Source organism: Paraburkholderia sp. (assembly GCF_049581445.1).
Lineage (GTDB): Bacteria > Pseudomonadota > Gammaproteobacteria > Burkholderiales > Burkholderiaceae > Paraburkholderia.
The window spans coordinates 12,061-36,082 of record NZ_JBAURZ010000099.1; the positions used below are offsets into that span (position 1 = coordinate 12,061).

At 60.4% G+C, this 24,022-nt stretch carries 26 protein-coding genes and 1 tRNA gene; 19 read left to right on the top strand and 8 right to left on the bottom strand.

Going from position 1 to position 24,022, the window contains the following annotated elements; all coding sequences use genetic code 11:
• Window position 1: 1 nt before the first annotated feature.
• The 7 genes from hisI to tatC all read left to right on the top strand — a co-directional run bounded on the left by hisI (window position 2) and on the right by tatC (window position 3,652).
• Complete coding sequence (gene hisI, locus WCA85_RS08865) at window positions 2-412, top strand: phosphoribosyl-AMP cyclohydrolase (RefSeq protein ID WP_424062964.1); 411 nt, start codon at window positions 2-4, stop codon at window positions 410-412.
• A gap of 5 nt (window positions 413-417) precedes the next feature.
• Complete coding sequence (locus tag WCA85_RS08870) at window positions 418-783, top strand: phosphoribosyl-ATP diphosphatase (protein WP_424063103.1); 366 nt, start codon at window positions 418-420, stop codon at window positions 781-783.
• A gap of 134 nt (window positions 784-917) precedes the next feature.
• Window positions 918-1,313 carry a DUF4870 family protein gene (locus WCA85_RS08875; protein ID WP_424062966.1) on the top strand — a complete coding sequence of 132 codons (396 nt, stop codon included), beginning with the start codon at window positions 918-920 and terminating at the stop codon, window positions 1,311-1,313.
• A gap of 45 nt (window positions 1,314-1,358) precedes the next feature.
• Entirely contained in the window at window positions 1,359-1,724 is a 366-nt protein-coding gene (locus WCA85_RS08880; RefSeq protein ID WP_424062968.1) for a histidine triad nucleotide-binding protein, read from the top strand.
• 275 nt (window positions 1,725-1,999) lie between these two features.
• Entirely contained in the window at window positions 2,000-2,239 is a 240-nt protein-coding gene (tatA, locus tag WCA85_RS08885; RefSeq protein WP_117338069.1) for a Sec-independent protein translocase subunit TatA, read from the top strand.
• Between the two features lie 38 nt (window positions 2,240-2,277).
• Window positions 2,278-2,835, top strand: coding sequence for a Sec-independent protein translocase protein TatB (gene tatB, locus WCA85_RS08890; RefSeq protein WP_424062969.1), 558 nt, complete (start codon window positions 2,278-2,280; stop codon window positions 2,833-2,835).
• A gap of 34 nt (window positions 2,836-2,869) precedes the next feature.
• Window positions 2,870-3,652, top strand: a complete 783-nt coding sequence (gene tatC, locus WCA85_RS08895) for a twin-arginine translocase subunit TatC (RefSeq protein ID WP_424062971.1) — start codon at window positions 2,870-2,872, stop codon at window positions 3,650-3,652.
• 186 nt (window positions 3,653-3,838) lie between these two features.
• Here tatC and WCA85_RS08900 read toward each other — a convergent pair whose 3' ends face one another.
• Entirely contained in the window at window positions 3,839-5,074 is a 1,236-nt protein-coding gene (locus tag WCA85_RS08900; RefSeq protein WP_424062973.1) for a Do family serine endopeptidase, read from the bottom strand.
• A 19-nt stretch (window positions 5,075-5,093) separates the two neighbouring features.
• Here WCA85_RS08900 and WCA85_RS08905 point away from each other — a divergent pair, with 19 nt between their 5' ends.
• The 6 genes from WCA85_RS08905 to WCA85_RS08930 all read left to right on the top strand — a co-directional run bounded on the left by WCA85_RS08905 (window position 5,094) and on the right by WCA85_RS08930 (window position 10,171).
• Window positions 5,094-5,840, top strand: a complete 747-nt coding sequence (locus WCA85_RS08905) for a Nif3-like dinuclear metal center hexameric protein (protein WP_424062975.1) — start codon at window positions 5,094-5,096, stop codon at window positions 5,838-5,840.
• Window positions 5,841-6,047: 207 nt separating this feature from the next.
• Window positions 6,048-6,668, top strand: coding sequence for a ubiquinol-cytochrome c reductase iron-sulfur subunit (gene petA, locus WCA85_RS08910; RefSeq protein ID WP_424063104.1), 621 nt, complete (start codon window positions 6,048-6,050; stop codon window positions 6,666-6,668).
• Window positions 6,668-8,047, top strand: a complete 1,380-nt coding sequence (locus tag WCA85_RS08915; RefSeq protein ID WP_424062976.1) for a cytochrome b — start codon at window positions 6,668-6,670, stop codon at window positions 8,045-8,047. Before petA ends, WCA85_RS08915 begins: the two co-directional genes overlap by 1 nt.
• Before the next feature lie 23 nt (window positions 8,048-8,070).
• A complete protein-coding gene (locus tag WCA85_RS08920) occupies window positions 8,071-8,838 on the top strand; it encodes a cytochrome c1 (RefSeq protein WP_424062978.1) in 768 nt (255 codons plus the stop codon).
• Between the two features lie 94 nt (window positions 8,839-8,932).
• The gene (locus tag WCA85_RS08925) at window positions 8,933-9,544 is read left to right on the top strand and encodes a glutathione S-transferase N-terminal domain-containing protein (RefSeq protein WP_006052302.1); all 612 of its coding nucleotides are present in this window, start codon (window positions 8,933-8,935) and stop codon (window positions 9,542-9,544) included.
• Between the two features lie 105 nt (window positions 9,545-9,649).
• Window positions 9,650-10,171 carry a ClpXP protease specificity-enhancing factor gene (locus tag WCA85_RS08930; protein WP_424062983.1) on the top strand — a complete coding sequence of 174 codons (522 nt, stop codon included), beginning with the start codon at window positions 9,650-9,652 and terminating at the stop codon, window positions 10,169-10,171.
• 243 nt (window positions 10,172-10,414) lie between these two features.
• Here WCA85_RS08930 and WCA85_RS08935 read toward each other — a convergent pair.
• A tRNA-Thr gene (locus WCA85_RS08935) sits at window positions 10,415-10,490 on the bottom strand.
• A 127-nt stretch (window positions 10,491-10,617) separates the two neighbouring features.
• On the opposite strand from WCA85_RS08935, the gene WCA85_RS08940 reads away from it, so the two are divergent.
• Window positions 10,618-11,766 carry a methyltransferase gene (locus WCA85_RS08940; protein ID WP_424062984.1) on the top strand — a complete coding sequence of 383 codons (1,149 nt, stop codon included), beginning with the start codon at window positions 10,618-10,620 and terminating at the stop codon, window positions 11,764-11,766.
• A 7-nt stretch (window positions 11,767-11,773) separates the two neighbouring features.
• Here the strand turns inward: WCA85_RS08940 and WCA85_RS08945 are convergent, their stop codons facing one another.
• The gene (locus tag WCA85_RS08945) at window positions 11,774-13,036 is read right to left on the bottom strand and encodes a TIGR03862 family flavoprotein (RefSeq protein WP_424062985.1); all 1,263 of its coding nucleotides are present in this window, start codon (window positions 13,034-13,036) and stop codon (window positions 11,774-11,776) included.
• Between the two features lie 309 nt (window positions 13,037-13,345).
• Entirely contained in the window at window positions 13,346-13,666 is a 321-nt protein-coding gene (locus tag WCA85_RS08950) for a DNA-binding protein (RefSeq protein WP_424062987.1), read from the bottom strand.
• Window positions 13,667-14,047: 381 nt separating this feature from the next.
• Here WCA85_RS08950 and WCA85_RS08955 point away from each other — a divergent pair, with 381 nt between their 5' ends.
• The gene (locus WCA85_RS08955) at window positions 14,048-14,878 is read left to right on the top strand and encodes a class I SAM-dependent methyltransferase (protein ID WP_424062989.1); all 831 of its coding nucleotides are present in this window, start codon (window positions 14,048-14,050) and stop codon (window positions 14,876-14,878) included.
• A 42-nt stretch (window positions 14,879-14,920) separates the two neighbouring features.
• Here the strand turns inward: WCA85_RS08955 and WCA85_RS08960 are convergent, their stop codons facing one another.
• Window positions 14,921-15,487: a DUF1415 domain-containing protein gene (locus WCA85_RS08960; protein ID WP_424062991.1), complete on the bottom strand. Its 567-nt coding sequence runs from the start codon at window positions 15,485-15,487 to the stop codon at window positions 14,921-14,923.
• 42 nt (window positions 15,488-15,529) lie between these two features.
• On the bottom strand, window positions 15,530-16,171 hold the full coding sequence (locus WCA85_RS08965) for a TetR/AcrR family transcriptional regulator (protein WP_424062993.1): 642 nt from the start codon (window positions 16,169-16,171) through the stop codon (window positions 15,530-15,532).
• Window positions 16,172-16,329: 158 nt separating this feature from the next.
• Between WCA85_RS08965 and WCA85_RS08970 the strand changes: the two genes are divergently transcribed.
• Together WCA85_RS08970 and WCA85_RS08975 are read left to right on the top strand one after the other, a co-directional pair.
• Window positions 16,330-17,613: an MFS transporter gene (locus WCA85_RS08970; protein ID WP_424062995.1), complete on the top strand. Its 1,284-nt coding sequence runs from the start codon at window positions 16,330-16,332 to the stop codon at window positions 17,611-17,613.
• A 180-nt stretch (window positions 17,614-17,793) separates the two neighbouring features.
• On the top strand, window positions 17,794-18,387 hold the full coding sequence (locus WCA85_RS08975) for a nitroreductase family protein (RefSeq protein ID WP_424062997.1): 594 nt from the start codon (window positions 17,794-17,796) through the stop codon (window positions 18,385-18,387).
• A gap of 158 nt (window positions 18,388-18,545) precedes the next feature.
• Here the strand turns inward: WCA85_RS08975 and WCA85_RS08980 are convergent, their stop codons facing one another.
• Window positions 18,546-20,018 carry an MFS transporter gene (locus tag WCA85_RS08980; protein ID WP_424062999.1) on the bottom strand — a complete coding sequence of 491 codons (1,473 nt, stop codon included), beginning with the start codon at window positions 20,016-20,018 and terminating at the stop codon, window positions 18,546-18,548.
• Between the two features lie 288 nt (window positions 20,019-20,306).
• Here WCA85_RS08980 and WCA85_RS08985 point away from each other — a divergent pair, with 288 nt between their 5' ends.
• Complete coding sequence (locus WCA85_RS08985) at window positions 20,307-21,557, top strand: Hsp70 family protein (RefSeq protein WP_424063001.1); 1,251 nt, start codon at window positions 20,307-20,309, stop codon at window positions 21,555-21,557.
• A gap of 99 nt (window positions 21,558-21,656) precedes the next feature.
• Here the strand turns inward: WCA85_RS08985 and WCA85_RS08990 are convergent, their stop codons facing one another.
• Window positions 21,657-21,860, bottom strand: a complete 204-nt coding sequence (locus tag WCA85_RS08990) for a cold-shock protein (protein ID WP_007180251.1) — start codon at window positions 21,858-21,860, stop codon at window positions 21,657-21,659.
• 477 nt (window positions 21,861-22,337) lie between these two features.
• Between WCA85_RS08990 and WCA85_RS08995 the strand changes: the two genes are divergently transcribed.
• The gene (locus WCA85_RS08995) at window positions 22,338-23,933 is read left to right on the top strand and encodes an APC family permease (RefSeq protein ID WP_424063003.1); all 1,596 of its coding nucleotides are present in this window, start codon (window positions 22,338-22,340) and stop codon (window positions 23,931-23,933) included.
• Window positions 23,934-24,022: the final 89 nt, after the last annotated feature.

The window sequence follows — 24,022 nt, forward strand, 5'->3', positions numbered from 1 at the left end:
CGTGGTGAATCCAACAGCCGTCGACTGGCTCGACAAGGTGAAGTGGGACGCGAACGGTCTTGTGCCGGTCATCGCGCAGGAAGCGTCGACCAACGACGTGCTGATGTTTGCGTGGATGAACCGCGAAGCATTGTCGAAGACCATCGAGACCGGTCGCGCGGTGTATTTCTCGCGTTCGCGCCAGCGCCTGTGGTTCAAGGGCGAAGAATCCGGCCACGTGCAGCAGGTGCATGAAGTGCGGCTCGATTGCGACGAAGACGTCGTACTGCTGAAAGTAGAGCAGGTGTCGGGCATCGCCTGTCACACCGGCCGTCACTCATGTTTTTTCCAGAAATTCGAAGGCACCGTGGAAGACGGCAACTGGATTGCGGTCGAGCCCGTGCTGAAAGACCCCGAACAGATCTACAAATGACGCAAATCTCGCAATCGACCACCGACACGCTGCTGCGCCTTGCCGCGATCATTGACGGCCGCAAGGGCGGAGACCCCGACGTATCGTATGTGTCGCGGCTGTTTCACAAGGGTGACGACGCGGTCCTCAAGAAGATCGGCGAAGAAGCGACGGAAGTCGTGCTTGCCGCCAAGGACGTGCGCCAGGGTGGCGCGCCCGGAGCGCTGGTTGGCGAAGTGGCTGACCTCTGGTTTCATTGCCTCGTGATGCTGTCGCATTTCGATCTGAACCCAGCTGACGTGCTGGCCGAACTTGAGCGCCGCGAAGGCACCTCTGGCATCGAAGAGAAAGCGTTGCGCAAGAGCCGCGAACGTGAGGAAAACGGCGATTGAAGCCGACGCGCCGGGCGCAACGCTGCGTCCGTTGTGCCGTAAGCGTCGGCCGCAAGGCGACCCAGATATAACCCAAATCCTCACCTTAAGCCGTACCCCGAAGCCGCACCCCGAATCACCAGGAGCTAGCAAGCATGGAACAGTCGCAAGGCGGATATCCGCCGCCGTCTTACCGCAATGCGCTCGAATCCGACCGGGAACGCAGCCTGCGCACGTTGACGCATGTGCTGTACGCGCTGTATGCAGTGTACTGGCTGACGGGCGGGATCTCGGTGCTGATCGCGATCATCATCAACTACGTGAAGCGCGCCGATGTCGTAGGTACACCCTATGAGGCGCATTTCCAGTGGCAGATGCGCACGTTCTGGTGGTGCATGCTCGGCTACCTGATCGGCGGCCTGCTGTTTTTCGTCGTGATTGGCATTCCGATCCTTTGGGCCGTCGGCATCTGGATGTTGTACCGTATTATCAAAGGCTGGCTGTATCTGTACGATAACAAGCCGCTGCAGACTCCAAGGGCGTGGTTCTGACCACTTTGATCTGACGGCCTTGCCCGCTTGCGCTTCAGGACTACCATGAGCCACGACTCGAACTGTCTTTTTTGCAGGATCGCCTCAGGCGAGATTCCGTCCACCAAAGTCCACGAGGACGATGAGTTCGTCGCTTTCCGCGATATCCGTCCGGCGGCCGAAACGCATGTGCTGGTGATTCCGCGCAAGCACATTGAGACGCTGTCAAACTGCAACGAAGGCGATGCGCCGCTGCTTGGTAGAATGCTGGTATTGGTGGCGCGGCTGGCCGACCAGCTCGGCGTTGCCTACACGGGCGGCGAGACGGGTTTCCGCACAGTAATCAATACCGGGCCGGGCGGGGGACAAGAGGTATATCACCTGCATGCGCATATTCTGGCGGGGCCGCGCCCGTGGCAACGCATGGGGTGAGCGCCGCGTCCGCACGACACGGTTGATGCACCGATCAGGTGCGTTCCGGGCGTGTCGGGCTGTGCGTCATGGCAGGCGGTTCGGCGAAGGCGTTTTCGGTTGAATGTAACGACGCCGTCGCGGTAACCAGGACACAATCATGCGCTGAGCCGTTGGCAGGAGTCTGAAACAGCGGCGGCAACATATAGATGAGGCGTAAGCGCCTCGATTCGGGCCGTAAGGCGCAGATATTCGCCGCGTAGATACGCGACGGCGGGGTTTATTGGAGAGTAGTCATGGGTTCGTTGAGTATTTGGCACTGGCTGATTGTTTTGTTGATCGTCGCACTGGTGTTTGGTACGAAGAAGCTGCGCAACATCGGCACTGATCTGGGTGGCGCGGTCAAGGGCTTCAAGGAAGGCATGAAAGAGGCGGACACACCGGGAAGCGAGGCACAACAGCGTGAACTGCCGCGTACCGACACGGTTGACGTCGACGCAAAAGAAAAGACGCCGCGTTCGGGCGATTACCGCTAAGCGGCGTTCAAACCGCTTACTGACGGGGACGACAATTCATGCTGGACCTCGGTCTAACCAAGATGGCGCTGATCGGCGTCGTCGCGCTGGTTGTGCTCGGGCCGGAGCGGCTGCCGCGTGTGGCACGCACGGCGGGCGCCCTGTTTGGGCGGGCGCAGCGCTATATCAACGACGTGAAGGCCGAAGTCACGCGTGAAATCGAACTCGACGAATTGCGTCGCATGAAGACCGAGTTCGAATCGGCTGCGAGCAACGTGCAAAAAGCGGCGAGCAACGTCCAGAACACCATCCACGACAATCTGCGCCAGCACGAAAGCGAGCTGAACGATGCGTGGAATTCGGGCTCGACCGTGAGCCCGAGCATTGCGGGTGGCGCGCTGGAAGGCGCGGCGAGCGGTGGTTCACCCATTTCCACAACCACGTGGCACAGCACGCCGGCTGCGGCGTCCAGGCGCAAGAACTGGCGCGTCAAACAGAGCGCCATGCCGACGTGGTACAAACGCGCCACTACGCGTCGTACGCGCGTACAGTCGGGCGCGGCACGCGTGGCGCGTCATACGCCGGTTAGTTTGCGCCGGCCGACGCGCTTCTTCTGATGACCCTAGCGTTAATCTCCTACCGAGGGCCGGTGTGAGCGACCCCCAGCAAACCCAGGGCGAAGGCACTGAAGAGACCTTCATCTCGCATCTCGTCGAACTACGCGACCGCATTATTCGCGCTGGCATAGCCGTCATCGTGGTGTTTCTCGGGCTCGTTTATTGGGCCCCGGACATCTTCAAGCTGCTCGCGCGGCCGTTGATGATGAATCTGCCGAAAGACGGCAAGCTGATCGTCACCGACGTCACCGGCTCTTTCTTCGTGCCGATGAAGGTCACGATGATGGTGGCGTTTGTGATTGCGCTGCCCATCGTGCTGTACCAGATCTGGGCCTTCGTGGCGCCAGGCCTTTACCAGCATGAGAAGAAACTGGTCGGGCCGCTGGTGGGCAGCAGCTACACGCTGTTTTTGTGCGGCATGGCCTTCGCCTACTTTGTGGTGTTTCCGACCATCTTTCGCGTGATGGCGCACTACAACGCGCCGCTCGGCGCGGCGATGAACACCGATATCGACAATTACCTGAGTTTCGTCCTGACGATGTTCCTGGCATTCGGGGTGACATTCGAAGTGCCGATTGTCGTCGTGATACTGGTGCGGATGAACATTCTGACGATCAAGAAACTGCGGCAGATCCGTCCGTATGTGGTCGTTGGCGCGTTCGTGGTGTCTGCAGTCGTCACCCCGCCTGACGTGTTTTCACAGCTGATTCTGGCGCTCCCGCTGATCGTGTTGTACGAGGCGGGCATCATTGCGGCGCGGTTGATTGTCGGCAAACAGGTTGAAGTGGCAGACGAGGAAGAGCACGCGGCGAGTTGAGGGTATGGCAGGTGGGTTGTGCCCGGTTGTCAGGGCGCCTCAGATGCGCACGGGTTCGTACTCAGTCTGCACATCGCGGCGCATGCGAAGCGAGCTTCGGCAGGCACTTGAAAGGCACCAAGCAAAAAGGGCAGTCCCCATCGGGACTGCCCTTTTTGCTTGGTGCCCTTGGCCGGCCCACCGTCGTCAACCGCCGCCATCATCCTGATCGTCGTTGTTGTTGTTGTCATCGCCTCCCGCAGGTTGTTTGGGCGGCGGCGGGCGTTTGCCGATCATCACGTCGAGATCCATCTCGCGATTCTTGCGCACCAGATGAATCTTCGCGGTGGAGCCCGGCTTGATCTGCGCGATGAGGTTCAAGAGGCGCGTTGTATCGGTGATGTCCTGGCCGTCCACGCTCACCAGAATATCGCCCGGCTTGACGCCAGCGCGGTCCGCGGGACCGTTCTTCAGCACGCCCGCGACAATCGCCCCGGTCTTCTGATCCAGGCCAAAGGACTCAGCAATCTCCGGCGTCACGTCCTGAGGCTCGACGCCAATCCAGCCGCGCGTCACAGAGCCCGTAGTGATGATGCTCTCCAGTACGCTGCGCGCCGTCGAAACCGGAATAGCGAAGCCGATGCCAAGCGAGCCTCCCGAGCGTGAATAAATGGCGGTATTGATGCCAAGCAGATTGCCGTGCACATCCACCAGTGCGCCGCCCGAATTGCCCGGGTTGATGGCCGCGTCAGTCTGGATGAAGTTTTCGAAGGTATTGATGCCAAGGTGATTGCGCCCGAGGGCGCTGACAATGCCCATGGTCACCGTTTGGCCGACCCCGAACGGGTTGCCGATGGCCAGCACCACGTCGCCCACCCGCGTCTGGTCCATGCGACCGAGCGTGATGGTAGGCAGATTGGTAAGGTTCACCTTGAGCACCGCCAGATCGGTCTCCGGATCGACGCCGATCACCTTGGCGGTGGTGGTGCGGCCGTCCGCGAGGGCGATTTCGATCTGATCGGCGCCTTCGACAACGTGCTGGTTCGTTAGAATGTAACCTTCCGAACTCACGATAACGCCTGAGCCCAGATTCGAGGCGGGCTGCTCCTGTTGTCTGCGGTTATTGTTCTTATCGCCGAAGAAGTAACGAAACAGCGGGTCTTTCGCCCGAGGGTCGGGCGGCAACGATCCGTCCTTGCTTGAGAAGACGTTGACCACCGCAGGCGAGGCCTTTTGCGCGGCGTCTGCATAGGAGGCCTGCGCGGGGCCGCTGCTGACGATGCCAGGCGCTACCTCCCTGAGGGCGACGATCGGCTCGGCGAGCTGCTTGCCGAATTGCCCTTGTCGCTGCAGCCATTGCGGTTTGAGGGTCGCAATGATGAACATCAGCGCCAACAGCACGGTCACCGCTTGGGCAAAGAACAGCCAAAAGCGTCTAAGCATCTGAAGACTAGAGGTTTATATGGATCGGATCGAACTTGAATTGTACTTGAACAAAGTTCTTGAAACCGCGCGCTTCAAGGACTACTGCCCAAACGGCCTACAGGTGGAAGGGCGCCGCAAGGTCAATAAACTCGCCACGGGCGTGACCGCGTCGCGGGCCTTTCTGGAGGCGGCGCTGGACTGGGGCGCGGACGCCGTGCTGGTTCATCACGGCTACTTCTGGCGCAACGAGGCGCCGCAGATCACCGGTCGCAAGTATGAACGCCTGAAGCTGCTGCTCGCCAACGATCTCAGCCTGTTCGCCTACCATCTGCCGCTCGACGACCATCCCGAACTCGGCAATAACGCGCAGCTAGGCGCGAAGATGGGTTGGATCGGCGACACGCGCTTCGGTGAGAACGACATCGGCTGGATGGCTACGCTGCCCATGCCGGTTTCGCTCGCGCACTTCACGGCTGAGGTCGAAGAGACGCTCGGCCGCACGCCGCTCGTGTTCGGCGACCAGGACCGCGAGTTGCGGCGTGTCGCCTGGTGCACCGGCGCCGCGCAAGGCTATTTCGACGCGGCGATCGAGGCCGGCGCCGATGTCTATCTGACTGGGGAGGTGTCGGAGCCGAACATGCACGCTGCGATGGAAAGCGGCGTCGCGTTTCTCGCCGCCGGCCATCACGCCACCGAGCGTTTTGGCGTGCAGGCGGTGGGGGCCCATTTGTCAGAATCCTTTGATATCGAACACCTCTTTATCGATATTCACAATCCTGTCTGATTACTGAACAAAAAAGCACGAAATCTACAGGGTCCACTTAAAAGGAGACGCAAAAAAGTTTCTGATTGGTCCGGGGAAACCCTTGGATATCAAAGACTTCGCACGCTTTTTGGTATTCGGGCCTTGTAAATGGCGACTCCATTCGAGCAAACTAGCGTCGGTAGAAGCGACGTGAAGGAAAAATCCAACTCAGAAGTGGGGCGTGTGATGCGAGACAAAGAAGATGAGCTCGTCGATGGTGGCCGGCGTACCTGGCTGATCGCGACGACCGTAGCAGGTGGCATAGGAGGCGTTGCCACTGTCGTACCCTTTGTTGGTTCGTTTGCACCATCTGAAAAGGCCAAGGCCGCCGGCGCGCCGGTCGAAGCCGATATTAGCAACCTGAAGCCCGGCGACATGATGACTGTCGCCTGGCGTGGCAAGCCGGTATGGATTCTCAACCGTACCGACCGCATGCTCGCCGATGTTCAGAAAGCCGATAACGAAGTAGCCGATCCCCATACCGAACATCCTTTCTCGATGCCGTTACCGGCGTATTGCAACAACGAATTCCGTTCACGGCCGGATCACAAGAACCTTCTCGTCACCGTCGCCGTGTGCACGCATCTGGGCTGCACGCCGACGCCACGCTTCCAGGAGGGCGCGCAGCCCAATCTTCCAGACGACTGGCCGGGCGGCTTCCTGTGCCCGTGCCATGGCTCGACCTACGACCTGGCCGGCCGCGTCTTCAAGAACAAACCTGCGCCGCAGAACCTGGATATCCCTCGTTACATGTTCACGTCGGCGACCCAGCTCGTGATCGGTAAGGACGAGAAAGGAGAAGCGTAATGGCGATCGAACACGAGGCAGAGACCACCGGACTGGTCGGCTGGATCGACCGCCGTTTTCCGATGACGGCAACGTGGAAAAAGCACGTTTCCGAGTACTACGCGCCGAAGAACTTCAACTTCTGGTACTTCTTCGGCTCGCTGGCGATGCTGGTGCTGGTGAACCAGATCGTCACCGGCATTTTCCTCACGATGAACTACAAGCCCGATGCGACGCTCGCGTTCGCTTCGGTCGAGTACATCATGCGCGAAGTGCCGTGGGGCTGGCTGATCCGCTACATGCACTCGACGGGCGCGTCGATGTTCTTTGTCGTGGTGTATCTGCACATGTTTCGCGGCCTGCTGTACGGTTCGTACCGTAAGCCGCGTGAACTTGTGTGGATCTTCGGCTGCGCGATCTTCCTGTGCCTGATGGCCGAGGCGTTCTTTGGCTACCTGCTGCCGTGGGGCCAGATGTCGTTCTGGGGCGCACAGGTGATCGTGAATCTGTTCTCCGCGATCCCGTTCATTGGCCCGGACCTGTCGCTGTGGATTCGTGGCGACTATGTCGTATCGGACGTCACGCTGAACCGCTTTTTCGCGTTTCACGTGATCGCGATTCCGCTCGTGCTGATCGGGCTGGTGGTGGCGCACCTGGTGGCGCTGCACGAAGTGGGCTCGAACAACCCGGACGGCGTGGAGATCAAGGCGAAAAAGGATGCAAACGGCATTCCGCTCGACGGCATCCCGTTTCACCCGTATTACTCAGTGCATGACTTCATGGGTGTGAGCGTGTTCCTGCTGATCTTCGCGGCGATCATCTTCTTCGCACCGGAGATGGGCGGCTACTTCCTGGAGGCGAACAACTTCATTCCGGCCAACCCGCTGCAGACGCCGCCGGAAATCGCGCCGGTGTGGTACTTCACCGCGTTCTATGCAATGCTGCGCGCCACCACCGATCCGTTCAAGATCGTGCTGATGATCGTGATCGCCTTGCTGGGGTTACTGGCGCTGCTGCGAGCGCGAGGCAAGTGGAGAGGCGGCTTGCCGATTCTGGCGGTGCTGGTGATTCTGGCCATGTATTTCACACAGTCGAAGTTCTGGGGCGTGGTGGTGATGGGCAGCGCGGTCATCTCGCTGTTTTTCCTGCCGTGGCTCGATCGTTCACCCGTGAAATCGATCCGCTACCGGCCGTTTTTTCACAAGGTGTTCTACGCGATCTTCGTGCTGATTTTTCTGACGCTGGCGTTTCTTGGGACGAGGCCCGTGTCGCCCGCTGCGACCTTGATTGCGCAGATCTGCGCGCTGGTCTACTTCGCGTTTTTCCTTGGTATGCCGTTCTGGACGCCGCTTGGCAAGTTCAAGCAGCCACCCGAACGGGTGCGGTTCAAGCCTCACTAATCGCAGGCCAAGGAGACATGACGATGAGAAAAATCCTTTCGAGGCTAGCGGTGATCGGGGCCGCATCGCTGACTTTGGCGCTCGCGCTGCTGGCGGCGCCGGCTTACGCGGACGACAATTTCCCGCTCGACCGCGCGCCCGATAACGCGGACAATTTCGCTTCTTTGCAGCACGGCGCCAAATTGTTTGTAAACTACTGCCTGAATTGCCACAGCGCGAATCTGATGCGTTACAGCGCATTGACCAGTTTGGGCATTTCACCGCAGGAAATTCAAACAAATCTGCTGTTCACCACCGATAAGATCGGCAACACCATGTCGATCGCAATGAAGCCGGATGACGCGAAAGCGTGGTTCGGCACGACGCCGCCGGATTTGTCGGTGGAGGCGCGGGCCCGCAGCCGTGACTGGCTGTATACGTATCTGCGCAGTTTTTATCGCGACGATACGCGGCCTACGGGCTGGAACAATCTGGTGTATGAAAACGTGAGCATGCCTCACGTGTTGTGGCAGCTTCAGGGGCAACGTACGGCGAAGTTCGAAGACGATGTCGACGAAAGGACCGGGGAAAAAGTCCGTAAATTCGTCGGCTACCAGCAGATCACGCCGGGGACACTCTCGCCGGTGGATTATGATTCGGATGTGGCCGACCTCGTGTCGTACCTGTCCTGGATGTCCGAACCGACGCAGCAAACCCGTCACCGGCTGGGTGTCTGGGTGCTGCTGTTCCTCGGTATCCTGAGCTTTTTCGCCTGGCGATTGAACGCCGCGTACTGGAAAGATATCAAATAATCACGCCATGACTGGCGTGGGGCCGGCGCAAGGAGAGACCTGCTGGACGGTTTTTCTGCGTGCTGGCCCTTCAGCTTTTTGAGGAAACGTAAACATGATGGTTCTGTATTCCGGCACAACTTGCCCATTCTCCCAGCGCTGCCGGCTGGTGTTGTTTGAGAAAGGCATGGACTTCGAGATCCGCGACGTCGACCTGTTCAACAAACCGGAAGACATCGCTGTGATGAATCCGTATGGTCAAGTGCCGATCCTCGTCGAACGGGACCTGATTCTGTACGAATCGAACATCATCAACGAGTACATCGACGAACGCTTCCCGCATCCGCAACTGATGCCGGCCGACCCGGTGCAACGTGCGCGCGCGCGCCTGTTCCTGCTCAATTTCGAGAAGGAACTGTTCGTGCACGTCGGCACGCTGGAAAACGAGAAGGGCAAGGCCGCCGAAAAGAATCACGAGAAAGCACGTCTCGCGATTCGCGACCGCCTGACCCAGCTCGCGCCGATCTTCCTGAAGAACAAGTACATGCTCGGCGAAGAGTTCTCGATGCTCGACGTGGCGATCGCACCGCTCTTGTGGCGTCTGGATCACTACGGCATCGAACTGTCGAAGAACGCCGCACCGCTGATGAAGTATGCCGAGCGTATTTTCAGCCGCCCGGCTTATATCGAAGCGCTGACGCCGTCGGAAAAGGTGATGCGTCGTTGAGTTTGGCTTGAAGGTGAGGGCGTCGCGCGCTGACCGTCGCATTCGTGCGCCGGGAGCGACCGGTTTGACTGGGGCGCGACGCCACGCCCGGTAAGAGGACTGTTGATGCAAGAGATTTCCACCAAGCCTTATCTGCTGCGTGCGCTCTACGAGTGGTGTACGGATAACGGCTATACGCCGCATATCGCAGTTCGGGTCGACAATCAGACCCGCGTGCCGCGACAGTTCGTACGCGACAATGAAATCGTGTTGAACATCAGTTTCGAGGCGACCAGCCAGTTACAGATGGGCAACGAGTGGGTCGAGTTCAGCGCGCGGTTTTCGGGCAAGTCGCACAAGATCGAAGTGCCGGTGGCGAACGTGCTGGCAATCTACGCTCGCGAGAATGGCCAGGGCATGGCGTTCCCGGTAGATTCAGCGGGCGGCGAAGCGACCGACTCCGGTGCGGACGCGGAAGCGACGGAAGAGCTGGAGCCGCCGGTGAAAGCAGCGGGTCCGGGACCGCGTGCAGTTGAGACTGAGCCTGCGGCGCAGGCGAAGTCGGACGAAGCGGATGACGACGGGCCTAAGCCTGACGACGATGGGTCGAAGGGCGGCGGACGCGGGCACCTTAAGGTTGTGAAGTGATGTGAGGTGTGGCTGGGCGGCCGCGCTTGCCAGCGTGACCGCGCAATGCGGAAGCTGCGCGTTCTGAGCGCAGGTTGCGTCACAGCCGGCATCAGTGAGATAGACGGGTTACGCGAGTTTCGCGTAACCCGTTTTCTTTTGAGCATGCCGCGCACGCCCTTCGGGCGCGGGAAACTCAACTGCCAGATCGAAACCGCAAAAACAAAACGGGCTACGCAAACATCACGTAGCCCGTCGTCATTCTGGTGCCCCCTGTCTGATTCGAACAGACCACCTCATGATTACAAGTCAAGTGCTCTACCAAATGAGCTAAGGGGGCGAAAGCAGGGCGTCATTATATGACAAGACAGTCCATACTGCTACCCGGAGGGTGGCTTAAGTTCGTTCGTAAGCTACCATGTACCTCAATTCGATATCCCTGACATATCGAATCCCCACCGCACTCAATGACCCAACACCCCACGCAACATCCGACGCCGCATCCGACCATCACCTGGCCCGAAGCCGAAGGCCCCCGCACGGCGCGCTGGCGCTCCGAAGCAGCAGTCCCGCCGCCCAAACGTGTCGTGATCGCGGACGACCGCACCACCGCCGACACGGCCTACCGCCTTGCCTGCGAAGGCACGGCGCTGCTCTGGCAAGGCGATTTTCAGAATGCCCGCCAGCTTTTGCAAGCCGTCACCCGACGTCTGGAACGCAAGCCGCGCAAGCAGGCTGAGACCCTCATCGACGCGTTCAACTTTCATCGTCAGGCGCAATCGCAACGCGCACGCACGCTTGGCATGCTGCTGATCCCGCTTGACGCGACCTATACGATCCCGCTGCGCCGCGCGCCCGAGGTGCAGGAGGCCTGTATCGAGACTTACGGGCCGTCCACCGACGAGGCGTCGGTCGTATCGCTGCGCGAATTGCTTGGTCTGATCGGCGCGCACGAGTGGCGCAAGAAGGGCGTGGAGATTCCTGTGCTGGGTGACCGTATTCACCCGCACTACGGCGTGTTTTCACCGGTGCGTGGCGAGTACGTCGATCTGGTTGCGCGCACCCCGCTGCCGTCGCTGAACAAGGCTTTCGATATTGGTACGGGCACGGGCGTGCTTGCCGCACTGCTGGCCAAACGCGGCGTCAAGAAGATCGTTGCTACGGATCATGACCCGCGGGCGCTCGTCTGCGCGCGCGAGAACCTCCAGCGACTTGGCTACGCCCAGCAGGTCGAGGTCATCGACGCCGATCTGTTCCCTGAAGGCCGTGCGCCGCTCGTGATCTGCAATCCGCCGTGGGTGCCGGCGCGGCCCGCGTCCCCGATCGAATACGCCGTCTACGATATGGATAGCCGCATGTTGCTCGGCTTTCTGAACGGGCTGGCGGAGCACCTGTCGCCCGGTGGGGAGGGATGGCTGATCCTGTCGGACTTTGCCGAGCACCTCGGTCTGCGTACCCGTGAATTCCTGCTGGAGGCCATTCAGAAGGCGGGGCTGACAGTGGTTGGACGCGAGGATATCCGGCCCAGACATCCGAAGTCGTCCGATGAGACCGATCCTCTGCATGCCGCACGGGTCGCTGAAGTGACGTCGCTGTGGCGTTTGAAGCCGAGCTGACTTCGCGCTAAGCCGATGCCTTGCCTGCGAGATAAGCCAGTGCCCCGCGCCCTGCGATCAGTCCGCTCGCAAAGCACGCGGTCAGCAGATATCCACCGGTCGGCGCTTCCCAATCGAGCATCTCACCTGCGCAGAACACGCCAGGCAGTTGCTCGATCATCAACTGGGCATCCAGTGCTTCGAACGGTACTCCGCCGGCGCTACTAATCGCCTCGTCGATCGGCCTCGGCCGTGTCAGCGGCAACGGCAGCGCCTTGATCGTATGGGCGACCCGGGCTGCGTCGGCGAATGCTTCCTTGGGCAACGCTTCGTGCAGCAAACCGAGTTTCACGCCGCCGAGGCCGATACGGCTTTGCAGATGGCTCGACATCGAGCGCGATCCACGCGGCCGGGTGACTTCGTTCAGCACACGCTGCAGCGGCAGGTCCGGCGCCAGATCGAGTTCGATCGTGGCGCCTGCGTCGGCCAGCACCCGCTCGCGGATTGCCGCAGATAACGCATAGACCAGGCTGCCCTCGATGCCGGTTTCGGTCACAATGAACTCACCTTGTCTATTCTGGACATTTTTGTCTACATCGATCAAGCGGATTGCCACCGGTTTCACCGGCTGCCCGGCAAAGCGCTCGCGAAAGTAGTCGCTCCAGTTCGCGTCGAACCCGCAATTCGCTGGCCGTAGCGGTGCGACGGCCACGCCGCGTGCGCCAAGCAGCGGCACCCACGCCGCATCCGAACCGAGCCGCGGCCAGCTTGCGCCACCGAGCGCGAATATCACGGCATCGGCGTTCACGGTTTGTTCGCCATCGGGCGTCGTGAAGCGCAACGCGTGCTGAGAAGCCTGCGTGCTGTCCCACCCGATCCACTTGTGGCGCATGTGAAACCGGACCCCCGCTTCCTTCAGCCGATGCAGCCACGCACGCAGCATCGGCGCCGCTTTCATATCGGTCGGGAAGACGCGTCCTGAACTGCCGACGAACGTCTCCACGCCCAGGTCGTGCAACCAGCCCCGCAGTGCATCAGGGCCGAAAGCGTTCAGCAGCGGGGCGATCTGCGCCCGCCGCGAGCCATAGCGCCCTAGAAACGGCTCGAGCGGTTCCGAATGGGTGATGTTCATGCCGCCTTTGCCTGCCATCAGAAATTTGCGTCCGACCGAAGGCATTGCGTCGTAGACATCCACGCGCGCGCCGTGTTCGGCCAGCGCCTCGGCGGCCATCAGACCGGCGGGGCCGCCGCCGATCACAACGACGCGGGCAGAATCGGGCAAAGTCGACATGCGGTGGACTCAAGTGAGGGGGAAGGGCGCAGGCTTGCGGCACGCCGGGTTCTTGCAGCCAGCGCAACACGGCTAACGGCGCGAAGGCCGCTATTTTCACACTGCGGTCGACGCGGGGCAAACGAGGGGGCTTGAGTTTCGAAGATGCGGTAGATTCGCTTGCTGCATTGCAGCGTTACAGAAGTATGCGAAGGGAGCGCTGGATGTGCCCGCCGGGTGATGGACACAGCCGCTCTCCCGCTGCTGCATGAGCGGCCATGATTGCTGTTCGCCGTGCGCGGGCCGCGCGGCAAATATAGACGCCGGACCTCAGCCCGGGTACTCCTCGTCGACCTTCAGGCCGGCCAGCTTGAAAATGACGCGCAGCGTTTGCGGCTTGATATCGCGTCGCGACGCGAGCGTAGTCATGACGAAATCGAGCACCTTTGCGTACTTGAGCATCGTCAGACAGGTCTCCAGATCGACGCTGCCATCGCGCATCATTTCTGCGAGGCGCAGCATCTCCACGGAGATGTCGCGTGCCATTTCCAGTTCGAGCTGCTGCTTCTCGGTCCACGCGGGCGTAGCCAAGAGTTTGGAAAGCAGTTCCTGAAACTTCTGTTCGGCGTTGCCGTTGGGTATCGTATCCATTGCCGCCTCATGTTCTTCTGAGCGCGCTTCCAGTTATCATCACGGCGCACTGCAAGTTACGTAACGTTCGTTCCCATGTTCCGGGTCCGACCTCCCCCGCACGCACGCGGTTCGCCTTGTCAAAACAGCAGCCGGCAGTGCGTTGTTGTTATCCGTGCAGCCCGCGGTAAGGCGTGGCCGCGTACTGCGTTTGCAGCGCGCCTCCAGGTTCGCTTCGCGCGCTCCTCGAGAGCAGGAAGTGTTCCAGGAAAAGCTCGATACGCGCCCATCGCGCGACGGTGTTTCGGTTGTCGTGCCGCGCTTTGGGTAAACTGGCAGTAACTTTTCCATTTATCCGTCGCCTTTCGCACGTTCGCCGTGTAAAGGATGTCGGTCTGTGCGATGTCGATCAAAACTCACGAAATCCGCCCCAATCAATCTGTCGAATTGCTGAAGGAACTCCACATCCTGACGCGCGACGGCAAGATGAATCAGGACAGCCGACGCAAGCTGAAGCAGGTCTATCACCTGTTCCAGTTCATCGAGCCGTTACTGAAAGATCTGAAAGAAACCCAGGGCGACCTGACACTCGTCGATCACGGCGCGGGCAAGTCATACCTAGGTTTTATCCTGTATGACCTGTTTTTCAAGGAGCTTCAGGGTAATTCGCACATCTATGGCATCGAGACGCGCGAAGAGCTCGTGACCAGCTCTGAGGCGCTGGCGGCACGGCTGGGTTTCAAGGGGATGTCGTTCCTGAATCTGTCGGTGGCGGACTCGATTACGTCCGACCGTTTGCCGCAGACCATCGATATCGTCACGGCTCTGCACGCCTGCAACACGGCAACCGACGATGCGCTTCGCTTCGCGTTGCAAAAGCATGCGAAATACATCGTGGTGGTGCCGTGCTGTCAGGCCGAAGTGGCGGGCGTGTTGCGGCAGAACAAGAGCAAGTCGTTAGGCAATGCGTTGACGGAGATCTGGCGGCATCCGCTGCACACGCGCGAATTTGGTAGCCAGATCACCAACGTATTGCGCTGTCTGCAACTCGAGGCGCACGGTTATCAGGTCAGCGTGACGGAACTGGTGGGCTGGGAACATTCGATGAAGAACGAACTCATCATCGCCCAGTACAAGGATTTGCCGCGCCGCCGCCCGACGGAACGCCTCAATGAGGTGATGGAGACGTTGGGCCTCGATGAATTGCGCGAGCGGTTTTTCGTAGCGGCTTGAGTTACGCGGCGGGGAGCTTGTTCGGTGTAGGCCGTGCGTCGGTCATTCGTCAGCCGGCGTGCTCATCCACGCTTGCCATCCCGCTTGCCCCATACGGCGCAGCGTTTCCTGATTGCGCTCGTAAATTTGCGCCGCGTCGGGAAAGGCATCCACTGCGCGTTCGATACTCGCTTCGCGTAGCAGATGCAGGATTGGATACGGCGCGCGGTTCGTGTAGTTCTCAATATCGTCCGCGTCGCTGCCTTCGAACTGATATGCCGGGTGAAAACTCGCGATCTGCAGTTCACCCTCCAGACGCAATTGCTTGAGCATCCGGTCCGCGAAGAAGAGACAGTCGTTGTAATCGAGGAATTCTGCCAACGCGTGCGGGATGATCAGCAGCGTGGTGTCGATTTGCGCGGCGTCTGTGTCGGCCAGCGTTTTCAGTTCTGTTTCGAGGTCCGTCAGGACACCTTCCAGATCCGTCGCTTCGCTAATTGCGTAGCGAATCTGGTTCTTCACATGCACGGCCTTGGCAAATGGGCACAGGTTCAGGCCAATGACCGCGCGCGTCAGCCAATGGCGGGTGGTGGAGAGGATGGTGTCGGGGGAATCGGTGGACGGCGGCATAACTGGGAGCGCGGCAGAAAACGCTATTTTACCGGCGCATGATCAGTCTGCCTTTGCGGACGGGCAAGCGGTGGCAATCAATTGCGCGGCCACACGCGGCGCGGCCAGAATCGGCCCGCAGCCGGGGCCGTAGGTTTGGCTAGCGGCATACACGCCTTCAATCAAAAGCCCGAGCGCCTGCGCGAGCGCGACGGCATCATCCGCGCCCGCCTGCGCAGCGAGTTCGGTGAGCCGCGCCATCAGACGCGTCTTGTTGCCGGCGACGAACTGCCGTGCCGCATGCGATGGGTCCGGGAACTCCACGGCGACGTTGACGAACGGGCAGCCGCGATAGTCCTCGGCCGAGGCACGCACCGCCAGATCGTCAAAATATTGCTGGAGCTGTTTGGCCGGCTCGCCGGGATGCATGGCGAAGCTCTTTTCCACATAATCAAAAAATTGCCTGTCCTTACTCTCCAGATACGCAAGCACCAGTTCGTCTTTCGACGAAAACTGGCGGTACAGGCTCATCTTGTTGACGCCTGCCCGCTCGACCACCGCATCGACCCCGACCGCACGCACGCCTTCCCGGTAGAACAGGTCACTAGCCGCGCGCAGCAGGTGTTCCTGCGCTTGCGGACCGGCGGTCTGGGGACGAGGGCGGCGCACCGCCGCGGCCGGTTTTGCGGTTTCGCTCTGTGACATGGTCGGCCCCACACTTTCGTTGCTGATGTCTTGACATGTTACTGACCGGTAACTACTATCGCAACAACATTGTGACTGATCTGTCACAAGTCCTTTACGTTAACCGTAACAATGCAACGCGGCACCATCAGCCGCCATGTGCGCCGGCTGGAGATCCGATGAACTGGGCAGCGAAAATGATTGGCGGACGCTTCCACTACGGCTGGTTGACCGTGGCGGTGGTGTTTCTGGTGCTGCTGGCGTCGGCAGGAACGCGAGCGACGCCGAGCGTGATGATGGTGCCGCTCGAACACCAGTTCGGCTGGAGCCGGGCGACGATCTCGCTTGCCATCTCCGTCAATATCGCGCTGTACGGTCTGATGGGGCCCTTCGCGGCGGCTGCAATGCAGCGCTTTGGCGTGCGCCCGACCGTGCTTGTCGCGATGGGTACGATGGCCGCAGGCGTGGCATTGTCATCGTTGATGAGCCATCCGTGGCAGATGATCCTGATCTGGGGCGTGATGGTAGGCGGCGCGACCGGGGTGGCTGCGTTGTCGCTGTCGGCGACGGTGGTGAACCGCTGGTTTACCACGCACCGCGGACTGGTAATGGGCATCCTCACCGCCAGTTCGGCCACCGGCCAGCTAGTGTTCCTGCCGCTGCTCGCTGCCATCGCCGAACACCACGGCTGGCGCCCGGTGGTCTGGGTGGTGGCGGGCGCGGCGGCGATCGTGTTGCCGCTCGTCGCCTTCCTGCTGCCCGAACGTCCGGCCGATCTGACGCTGCGCCCGTTCGGCGAGCCCGCCGATACACCGATTAGCAGCGCCGTCAGCAAACAGAATCCGCTGGCGATCGCGTTCGGCGCGCTCGCGATGGCAAGCAAGACGCGCGATTTCTGGCTGCTGTTTTTTAGTTTCTTTATCTGCGGTGCGAGCACCAATGGCTATATCGGCACGCACCTGATCGCGATGTGCGGTGATTACGGGCTTAGTGAAGTGCAGGGCGCGTCATTGCTCGCGGCGATGGGTATTTTCGACCTGTTCGGCACGACACTGTCGGGCTGGCTGTCGGACCGTTTCAATGCACGCGTGCTGCTGTTTTTCTATTACGGCTTGCGCGGGCTGTCGCTGATGTATCTGCCGCATGCTTTCGGCATCGATTTCTTTGGTCTGCCCCTGTTCGCGGTGTTTTATGGCCTCGACTGGATTGCTACCGTGCCGCCTACTGTGCGGCTCGCCACTGACGTCTTCGGCAAGGAAGCCGCCCCGGTCGTGTTCGGCTGGGTGGTGGCCGGCCATCAACTCGGCGCGGCGTTCGCTGCGCTTGGCGCGGGTATGTTGCGCGCGAGCCTGGGCACATACACGGTGGCGTCGATGATCTCGGGCGGCTTGTGCCTGGTGGCGTCGGTGATCGTGTTGCGTATCAACCGCGGTGAGCGCGCGGTCGCGCCCCAGCCGGTGTGATCAGCGGGGTGGCCAAATTGGCTGCCCTGCGTAAGCGTGAGGTGGCCGCTCACATGTCGTCCGTCCGAGTGAGCTTTCCCCACTGCATTTAAACCGCGCGTCGCAAACCCCGGTTATGCTATGTGCCCCGGGTGGCTGCGCAGTCGCCCGTCGATCATGAATTTCGACCGAGAGAAGCGCATGGCCAACAAACCCGCCCCTACCGCCGTTCCCATCCACGAACTGATCGCCGGGCGCTGGAGCGCGCGTGCCTATTCGAGCGAGCCGGTCAGCCGCGCGCATCTGCATGCGGTTCTTGAAGCGGCGCGTTGGGCGCCTTCGTCGTACAACGGCCAGCCGTGGCGTTTCGTCGTGTTCGACCGCAGCACCGACGAAGTGTCGTTCAAGCGGGCCTTCGCCACACTGGTGCCGTTCAACCAGGGCTGGAACGGGCCGGCGCCGGTGCTGATCGCCGTCACGACGCTGACGCTGACGAACAAAGGTGAAGTGAACCGCTGCGCCCCGTACGACGCAGGCGCTGCCGCCATGGCGCTGGTGCTGCAAGCTCATGCTTTGGGGCTCGCGGCGCATCAGATGAGCGGTTTTGACGTCAATGCGTTCCGCAAGGAGTTCAAGATCCCCGACGACGTCGACGTGATCGCGATGATTTCGCTTGGGCATTACGGCGAAGTCGACAAGCTCGATCCGGTGCTGCGCGAGCGTGAAAAGTCAGTGCGTACGCGTTTGCCGCTGGGCGAGATTGCCTTTAGTGGTGCGTGGAAGAAAGCGTTTTGACCTTGCTGGTCTGAGTGCGTTTGTGTGCAGACGTAGGCAGTTCGGTTAGAAAAAGCGCGGCCCGGTGGGCTGCGCTTTTTTATTGTGCGGGTCTATTGTGCGGGTCATGCCAGGCGCATGAGCTCGCGTCGTAAATAGGGTTGCCGCGTTGACCAGCACTATTCAGCGTCGGTGAGCGCGGAGAGGGGCGTCGCCACGGTTTCAAGCGATTTCCGCTCCGCATCCACGCCCCAGATGCCGGCGACGATCGCCGCCCCCACCATCAGCGCCGAGCCGACCAGATAGCCCGTGAACACTTCGCTGCGCTGATGAGTATCGATCAGCCGTCCGAAGAATGCGGGCCCGGCGATGCCGCCGAGCGCCGTGCCGAAGGCGTAAAACACCGCGATTGCAAGGGCGCGAATCTCCAGCGGGAACGATTCACTGACTGTCAGATAGGCCGAACTCGCCGCCGCCGACGCGAAGAAGAAAATCACCATCCACGCCACGGTCTGGGTCGTGACGGTCAGCCATTGCTGCTCGAACAGGTAGCCACTCACTGTCAGCAAAATGCCGGATAACGCGTACGTTGCCGCGATCATCTTGCGCCGGCCAATCACGTCGAACAGACGGCCTAGTACGAGCGGGCCAAGAAAGTTGCCGAGCGCAAACGGCAGCAGATACCAGCCAACGTGATCTCCCGGCACGTGATAGAAGTCAGTGAGGACCAACGCGTACGTGAAGAAAATCGCGTTATAGAAAAACGCTTGCGCTGTCATCAACGACAACCCCACCATGGCGCGCCGCCGATGCACCGTGAAGATCGCGTGGAAGACTTCCGCGAGGGGCGTGTGGTTGCGAGTGCGCAGACGCAGGCGGGTCAGGGACTCGTCACCCAACCGGTGTCCGGCATGGCGAAAGCGTGTCTCAATACCCTCGACAATGGAGGTTGCCTCCTGTTTTTCGCCATGCGTGAGCAGCCAGCGCGGGCTTTCCGGCACCCAGATGCGCATGGGCAGAATCGCGAGCGCCAGCACCGCGCCGATAAAGAAGCACGCGCGCCAGCCCCAGTCACCCGGCAGCAAATGCGGATCGAGCAGCACCAGCGAACCGGCGGCGCCAATCCCCGCGCCGACCCAGAACGTGCCGTTGATGCCGAGGTCGGTCCAGCCGCGCACGCGTGCGGGTGTGAACTCCTGAATGGTCGAGTTGATCGCCGTATACTCGCCCCCAATCCCTGCTCCGGTCAGAAAGCGAAACAGAAGGAAACTCGCCAGATTCCACGACAGCGCGGTGGCAGCGGTCGCGGCCAGATAAAGTGTCAGCGTGATAAAGAACAGCTTGCGGCGTCCGAGTCGGTCGGTGAGCCAGCCGAAGCCGAGCGCGCCGAGCACGGCGCCTGCGATATAGGCGCTGCCCGTCAAACCGATGTCGGTGTTCGAGAAGTGCAGGGTGGCGCTGCTCTTGAGCGCGCTGGCCACCGCACCCGCCAGCGTGACTTCCAGTCCGTCGAGCAGCCATGTGACGCCGAGCGCGACCACGATCAGCGAATGAAACGGGCCCCAAGGCAGACGGTCGAGGCGCGACGGCAGATCGGTTTCAATCACGGCCTGCTGATTTTCCTGTACCGCTGCGGTAGGCGGCTCGATCATTGCTGTGTGTCTCCTTACTACGGTCCCATCCACCTGGTTGCTAATGTCGGGAAAATTGGTCAGCGTATCCTATGCAAATGAGCAATTTCCGTTCCCCTGATCTGTTGCGAGCCTGTCTCCAAGGCTTGCGAGAAAACGCGGCGCCACCGCACACCGTGCTGGTTTCCCCTGACGGACCCGACACGCGGCGAGCGCGCGAGAGGCCTTTAGTTGATACTCGTCGCGCTTTCGTGATACAAAGCCCGTCCCCCTTCTGTGCGCGCCAGCCGTGAGCGGCCATTTCCTGCCATGACCTATTGCGCGATTGACTTCGGTACATCTAATTCGGCCGTTGCTGTGCCCGACGGTGCCGCGCTGCGGCTCGCGCCAGTCGAAGGTGCCTACACGACGCTGCCGACCGCGGTTTTCTTCAACACCGACGAGAACACCCGTGACTACGGGCGAGCGGCGCTAGAGGCGTATATCGACGGCTTCGACGGGCGCCTGATGCGCTCGATGAAGAGCATTCTCGGCTCGGCGCTCGCGGAAAACTCCACCGACCTCGGTGACGGCTCGGCCATCAAATACACCGACGTGATCGCGATTTTTGTCGATCACCTGAAACGGTCCGCCGAAGCGAGCGCAGGTAGCGCGATCAGCCGTGCCGTGCTCGGCCGTCCGGTGTTCTTCGTCGACGATGATCCGCGCGCCGACCAGCTCGCGCAACAGCAACTGGAGGCGGCGGCGCGCTCGGTGGGCCTGCACGAGATTCACTTCCAGTATGAGCCGATCGCCGCAGCCTTCGATTACGAGTCACATCTGACCGAAGAGGGACTGGTGCTGGTGGCCGACATCGGCGGGGGTACCTCGGACTTTTCGTTGGTGCGGGTGGGACCTGAACGGATGAAACGGGTCGAGCGCAAGGATGATGTGCTGGCGCACCACGGCGTGCACGTGGCCGGCACAGATTTCGACCGTCGGGTTGAATTGGCCACGATTCTGCGCGAAGTGGGCTATCAGTCACTCGACCCGGAAGGACGAGAATTGCCGAGCCGGATTTACTTCGACCTCGCCACCTGGCACCTGATCAACACGGTGTACGCACCCAAGCGCGTCAGCGAACTCGCGCTGATGCGCCATCTGTTCATCAGCGTGAAGCAGCACGACCGGCTGATGCGTGTGGTCGAGCGGCGCCTGGGACACGCTCTGGCTGCACACGCGGAAGAGGCGAAGATTGGCGTCGCGGCGGGTGGCGAGACGATGATCGATCTCGAACTGGTGGAAGAAGACCTGCGTCTTGCCTTCGACGAGGCGCAATTGATCAAAGCCGGCCGCGACGAAACCTTGCGTATCGTGCAGGCCGCCCGCGACACCGTGCAGGCGGCGGGCGTGGCACCCCGCGACGTGGGTGCGATTTACTTCACAGGCGGCTCGACCGGCCTCGCGTTTCTGTCAGGTGCGTTGTCGGCGGCTTTCCCGGATGCGCAGCCGGTGTTTGGCGACCGTCTTGCCAGCGTGGCGACGGGTTTGGGAATTCACGCGCGGCGCTTGTTTGGCTAACCAAGGCGCGCTTTAAAGAATCCGGTAAGACGTATTTCAACCGGACATAAAAAAACCCCGCCGAGGCGGGGTTTTTTGCGTCCAGAAGGAAGCGTGCGCTTACACCGGCTTGATGTTAGCTGCTTGCTTGCCCTTCGGGCCCGTCTTCACTTCAAACGTAACCTTTTGGTTTTCTTGCAGCGTCTTGAAGCCTTCTGTACGGATTTCCGAGAAATGCGCGAACAGATCTTCGCCGCCGCCGTCCGGCGTGATGAAGCCAAAGCCCTTAGCGTCATTGAACCACTTGACGGTACCGGTTTCCATATTACTTGTTCCTAAAGATGGTAAATAAGGCCGAAGCCCAATGGGTGCATGAAAATCAAGGAAGGGGGTAATGGGACCAACCGGAGTACCGTTGATGGGCGAACTACGAAAGACCAATTCACTCGCCGCTTGAAATCCTGCCCGAACGTTATACGGCGATTTCGAGAGAAGGTCAACAGTATCCGCACTTCTTTACAAGGTTTTTACCGGCTAGCGTGATGTATGCCGACGAAGCTTGCAGCCTCTTCAGAAACTTGCTAGGGATAACCCTAGATTCACTGCAATCTGACGGTGCAACCGTTAAACTACGCGCCGCACATGAGGGTTGCACCTACCGGGTTTGAACCTTCGCTTTCATGACCGTCACCCGTCTCCAGCGTCACAGCAATGCCACGCGGTGCCGACATGTTTATGACTGCAACTTGCATGGGACCGGAGTACGCTAGGGCGCCAACTCGGGTCGACACAGGAGAAGACGTGAAAAGTTCTATTCAACGGAATATCGGCCCGTTCCCGCTGATGCTGACGGGCCTTGGGTCCATCATCGGATCCGGCTGGTTATTCGGCGCGTGGAAGGCGGCAAAAATTGCTGGGCCCGCGGCCATGTGTGCGTGGATCATTGGCGCCGTGGTGATTCTCGCCATTGCGCTCACTTACGCGGAACTAGGCGCGATGTTCCCCGAGTCGGGCGGCATGGTGCGTTACGCGCGCTACTCGCACGGCGCGCTGGTCGGTTTCATCAGCGCGTGGGCCAATTGGATCGCAATCGTATCGGTGATTCCGATCGAGGCAGAAGCGTCCATTCAGTACATGAGCACCTGGCCATATCCATGGGCTCACGCGTTGTTTGTCGGCGGCTCATTAACTACGAATGGGTTATTACTGTCGGCAGTGCTGGTGATTATCTATTTCATGCTGAACTACTGGGGCGTGAAGTTGTTTGCACGCGCCAATACGGCCATCACTATCTTCAAGTTTGTGATTCCCGGGGCGACGATTGCCGGTTTGATGTCCAGCGGTTTTCACCATGAGAACTTCGGTGACGCGAGCACGTTTGCGCCTTATGGCTGGTCGGCTGTGCTGACCGCAGTGGCGACGAGCGGGATCGTGTTTGCATTTAACGGCTTTCAGAGCCCGATCAACCTCGCGGGCGAAGCGCGTAACCCGGCGAAGAGCGTGCCGTTTGCCGTGATCGGCTCGATCCTGCTGGCGCTGGTGATCTACGTGCTGCTGCAGGTTGCATATATCGGTGCGGTGAACCCGGCTGACGTGGTCAAGGGCTGGAGCCATTTCAACTTTGCGTCGCCTTTTGCGGAACTGGCGCTGGCGCTGAACCTGAACTGGCTGGCATTCCTGCTGTATGTCGACGCATTCATCAGCCCGAGCGGCACGGGTACGACCTACATGGCGACGACGAGCCGCATGATTTACGCGATGGAGCGCAACAACACGATGCCGAAGATGTTCGGCAACGTGCACCCGATCTACGGTGTGCCACGCCAGGCAATGTGGTTCAACCTGCTGGTTTCGTTCATCTTCCTGTTCTTCTTCCGCGGCTGGAGTTCGCTGGCGGCCGTGATTTCGGTTGCCACCGTGATTTCGTATCTGACGGGGCCGATTAGCCTGATGGCGCTGCGCCGTGCGGCGACGGATCTCAATCGTCCGCTGCATATCCCTGGCATGAAGATCGTTGCACCATTTGCGTTCGTGTGTGCCTCGCTGGTGTTGTACTGGGCCAAGTGGCCGCTGACGGGCGAGATCATCCTGCTGATGATCGTCGCGCTGCCGGTGTACTTCTACTTTCAGGCCAAGTCAGGCTTCAGCGGCTGGGGGCGCGATCTGAAGGCAGCGTGGTGGCTGGTGGCATATCTGCCGGTGATGGCCATCCTGTCGCTGATCGGCAGCAAGCAGTTTGGCGGCCGCGGCGTTCTGCCGTATGGCTGGGACATGCTGGTAGTGATTATCTTCTCGCTGATTTTCTATTACTGGGGTGTGCACACCGGTTATCGCAGCGAGTATCTGGATGAGCGCGACGAGCACGACGAAGTGCTCGAGGGCATGGGCGCGCACTAGGCGTCTGCGCTGGTGAATAACCTGGTGTGCTGCTGCATTTTGCAGCGGACCGGGACGCAAAAAAGCCTGTCTGAGTTAATCAGACAGGC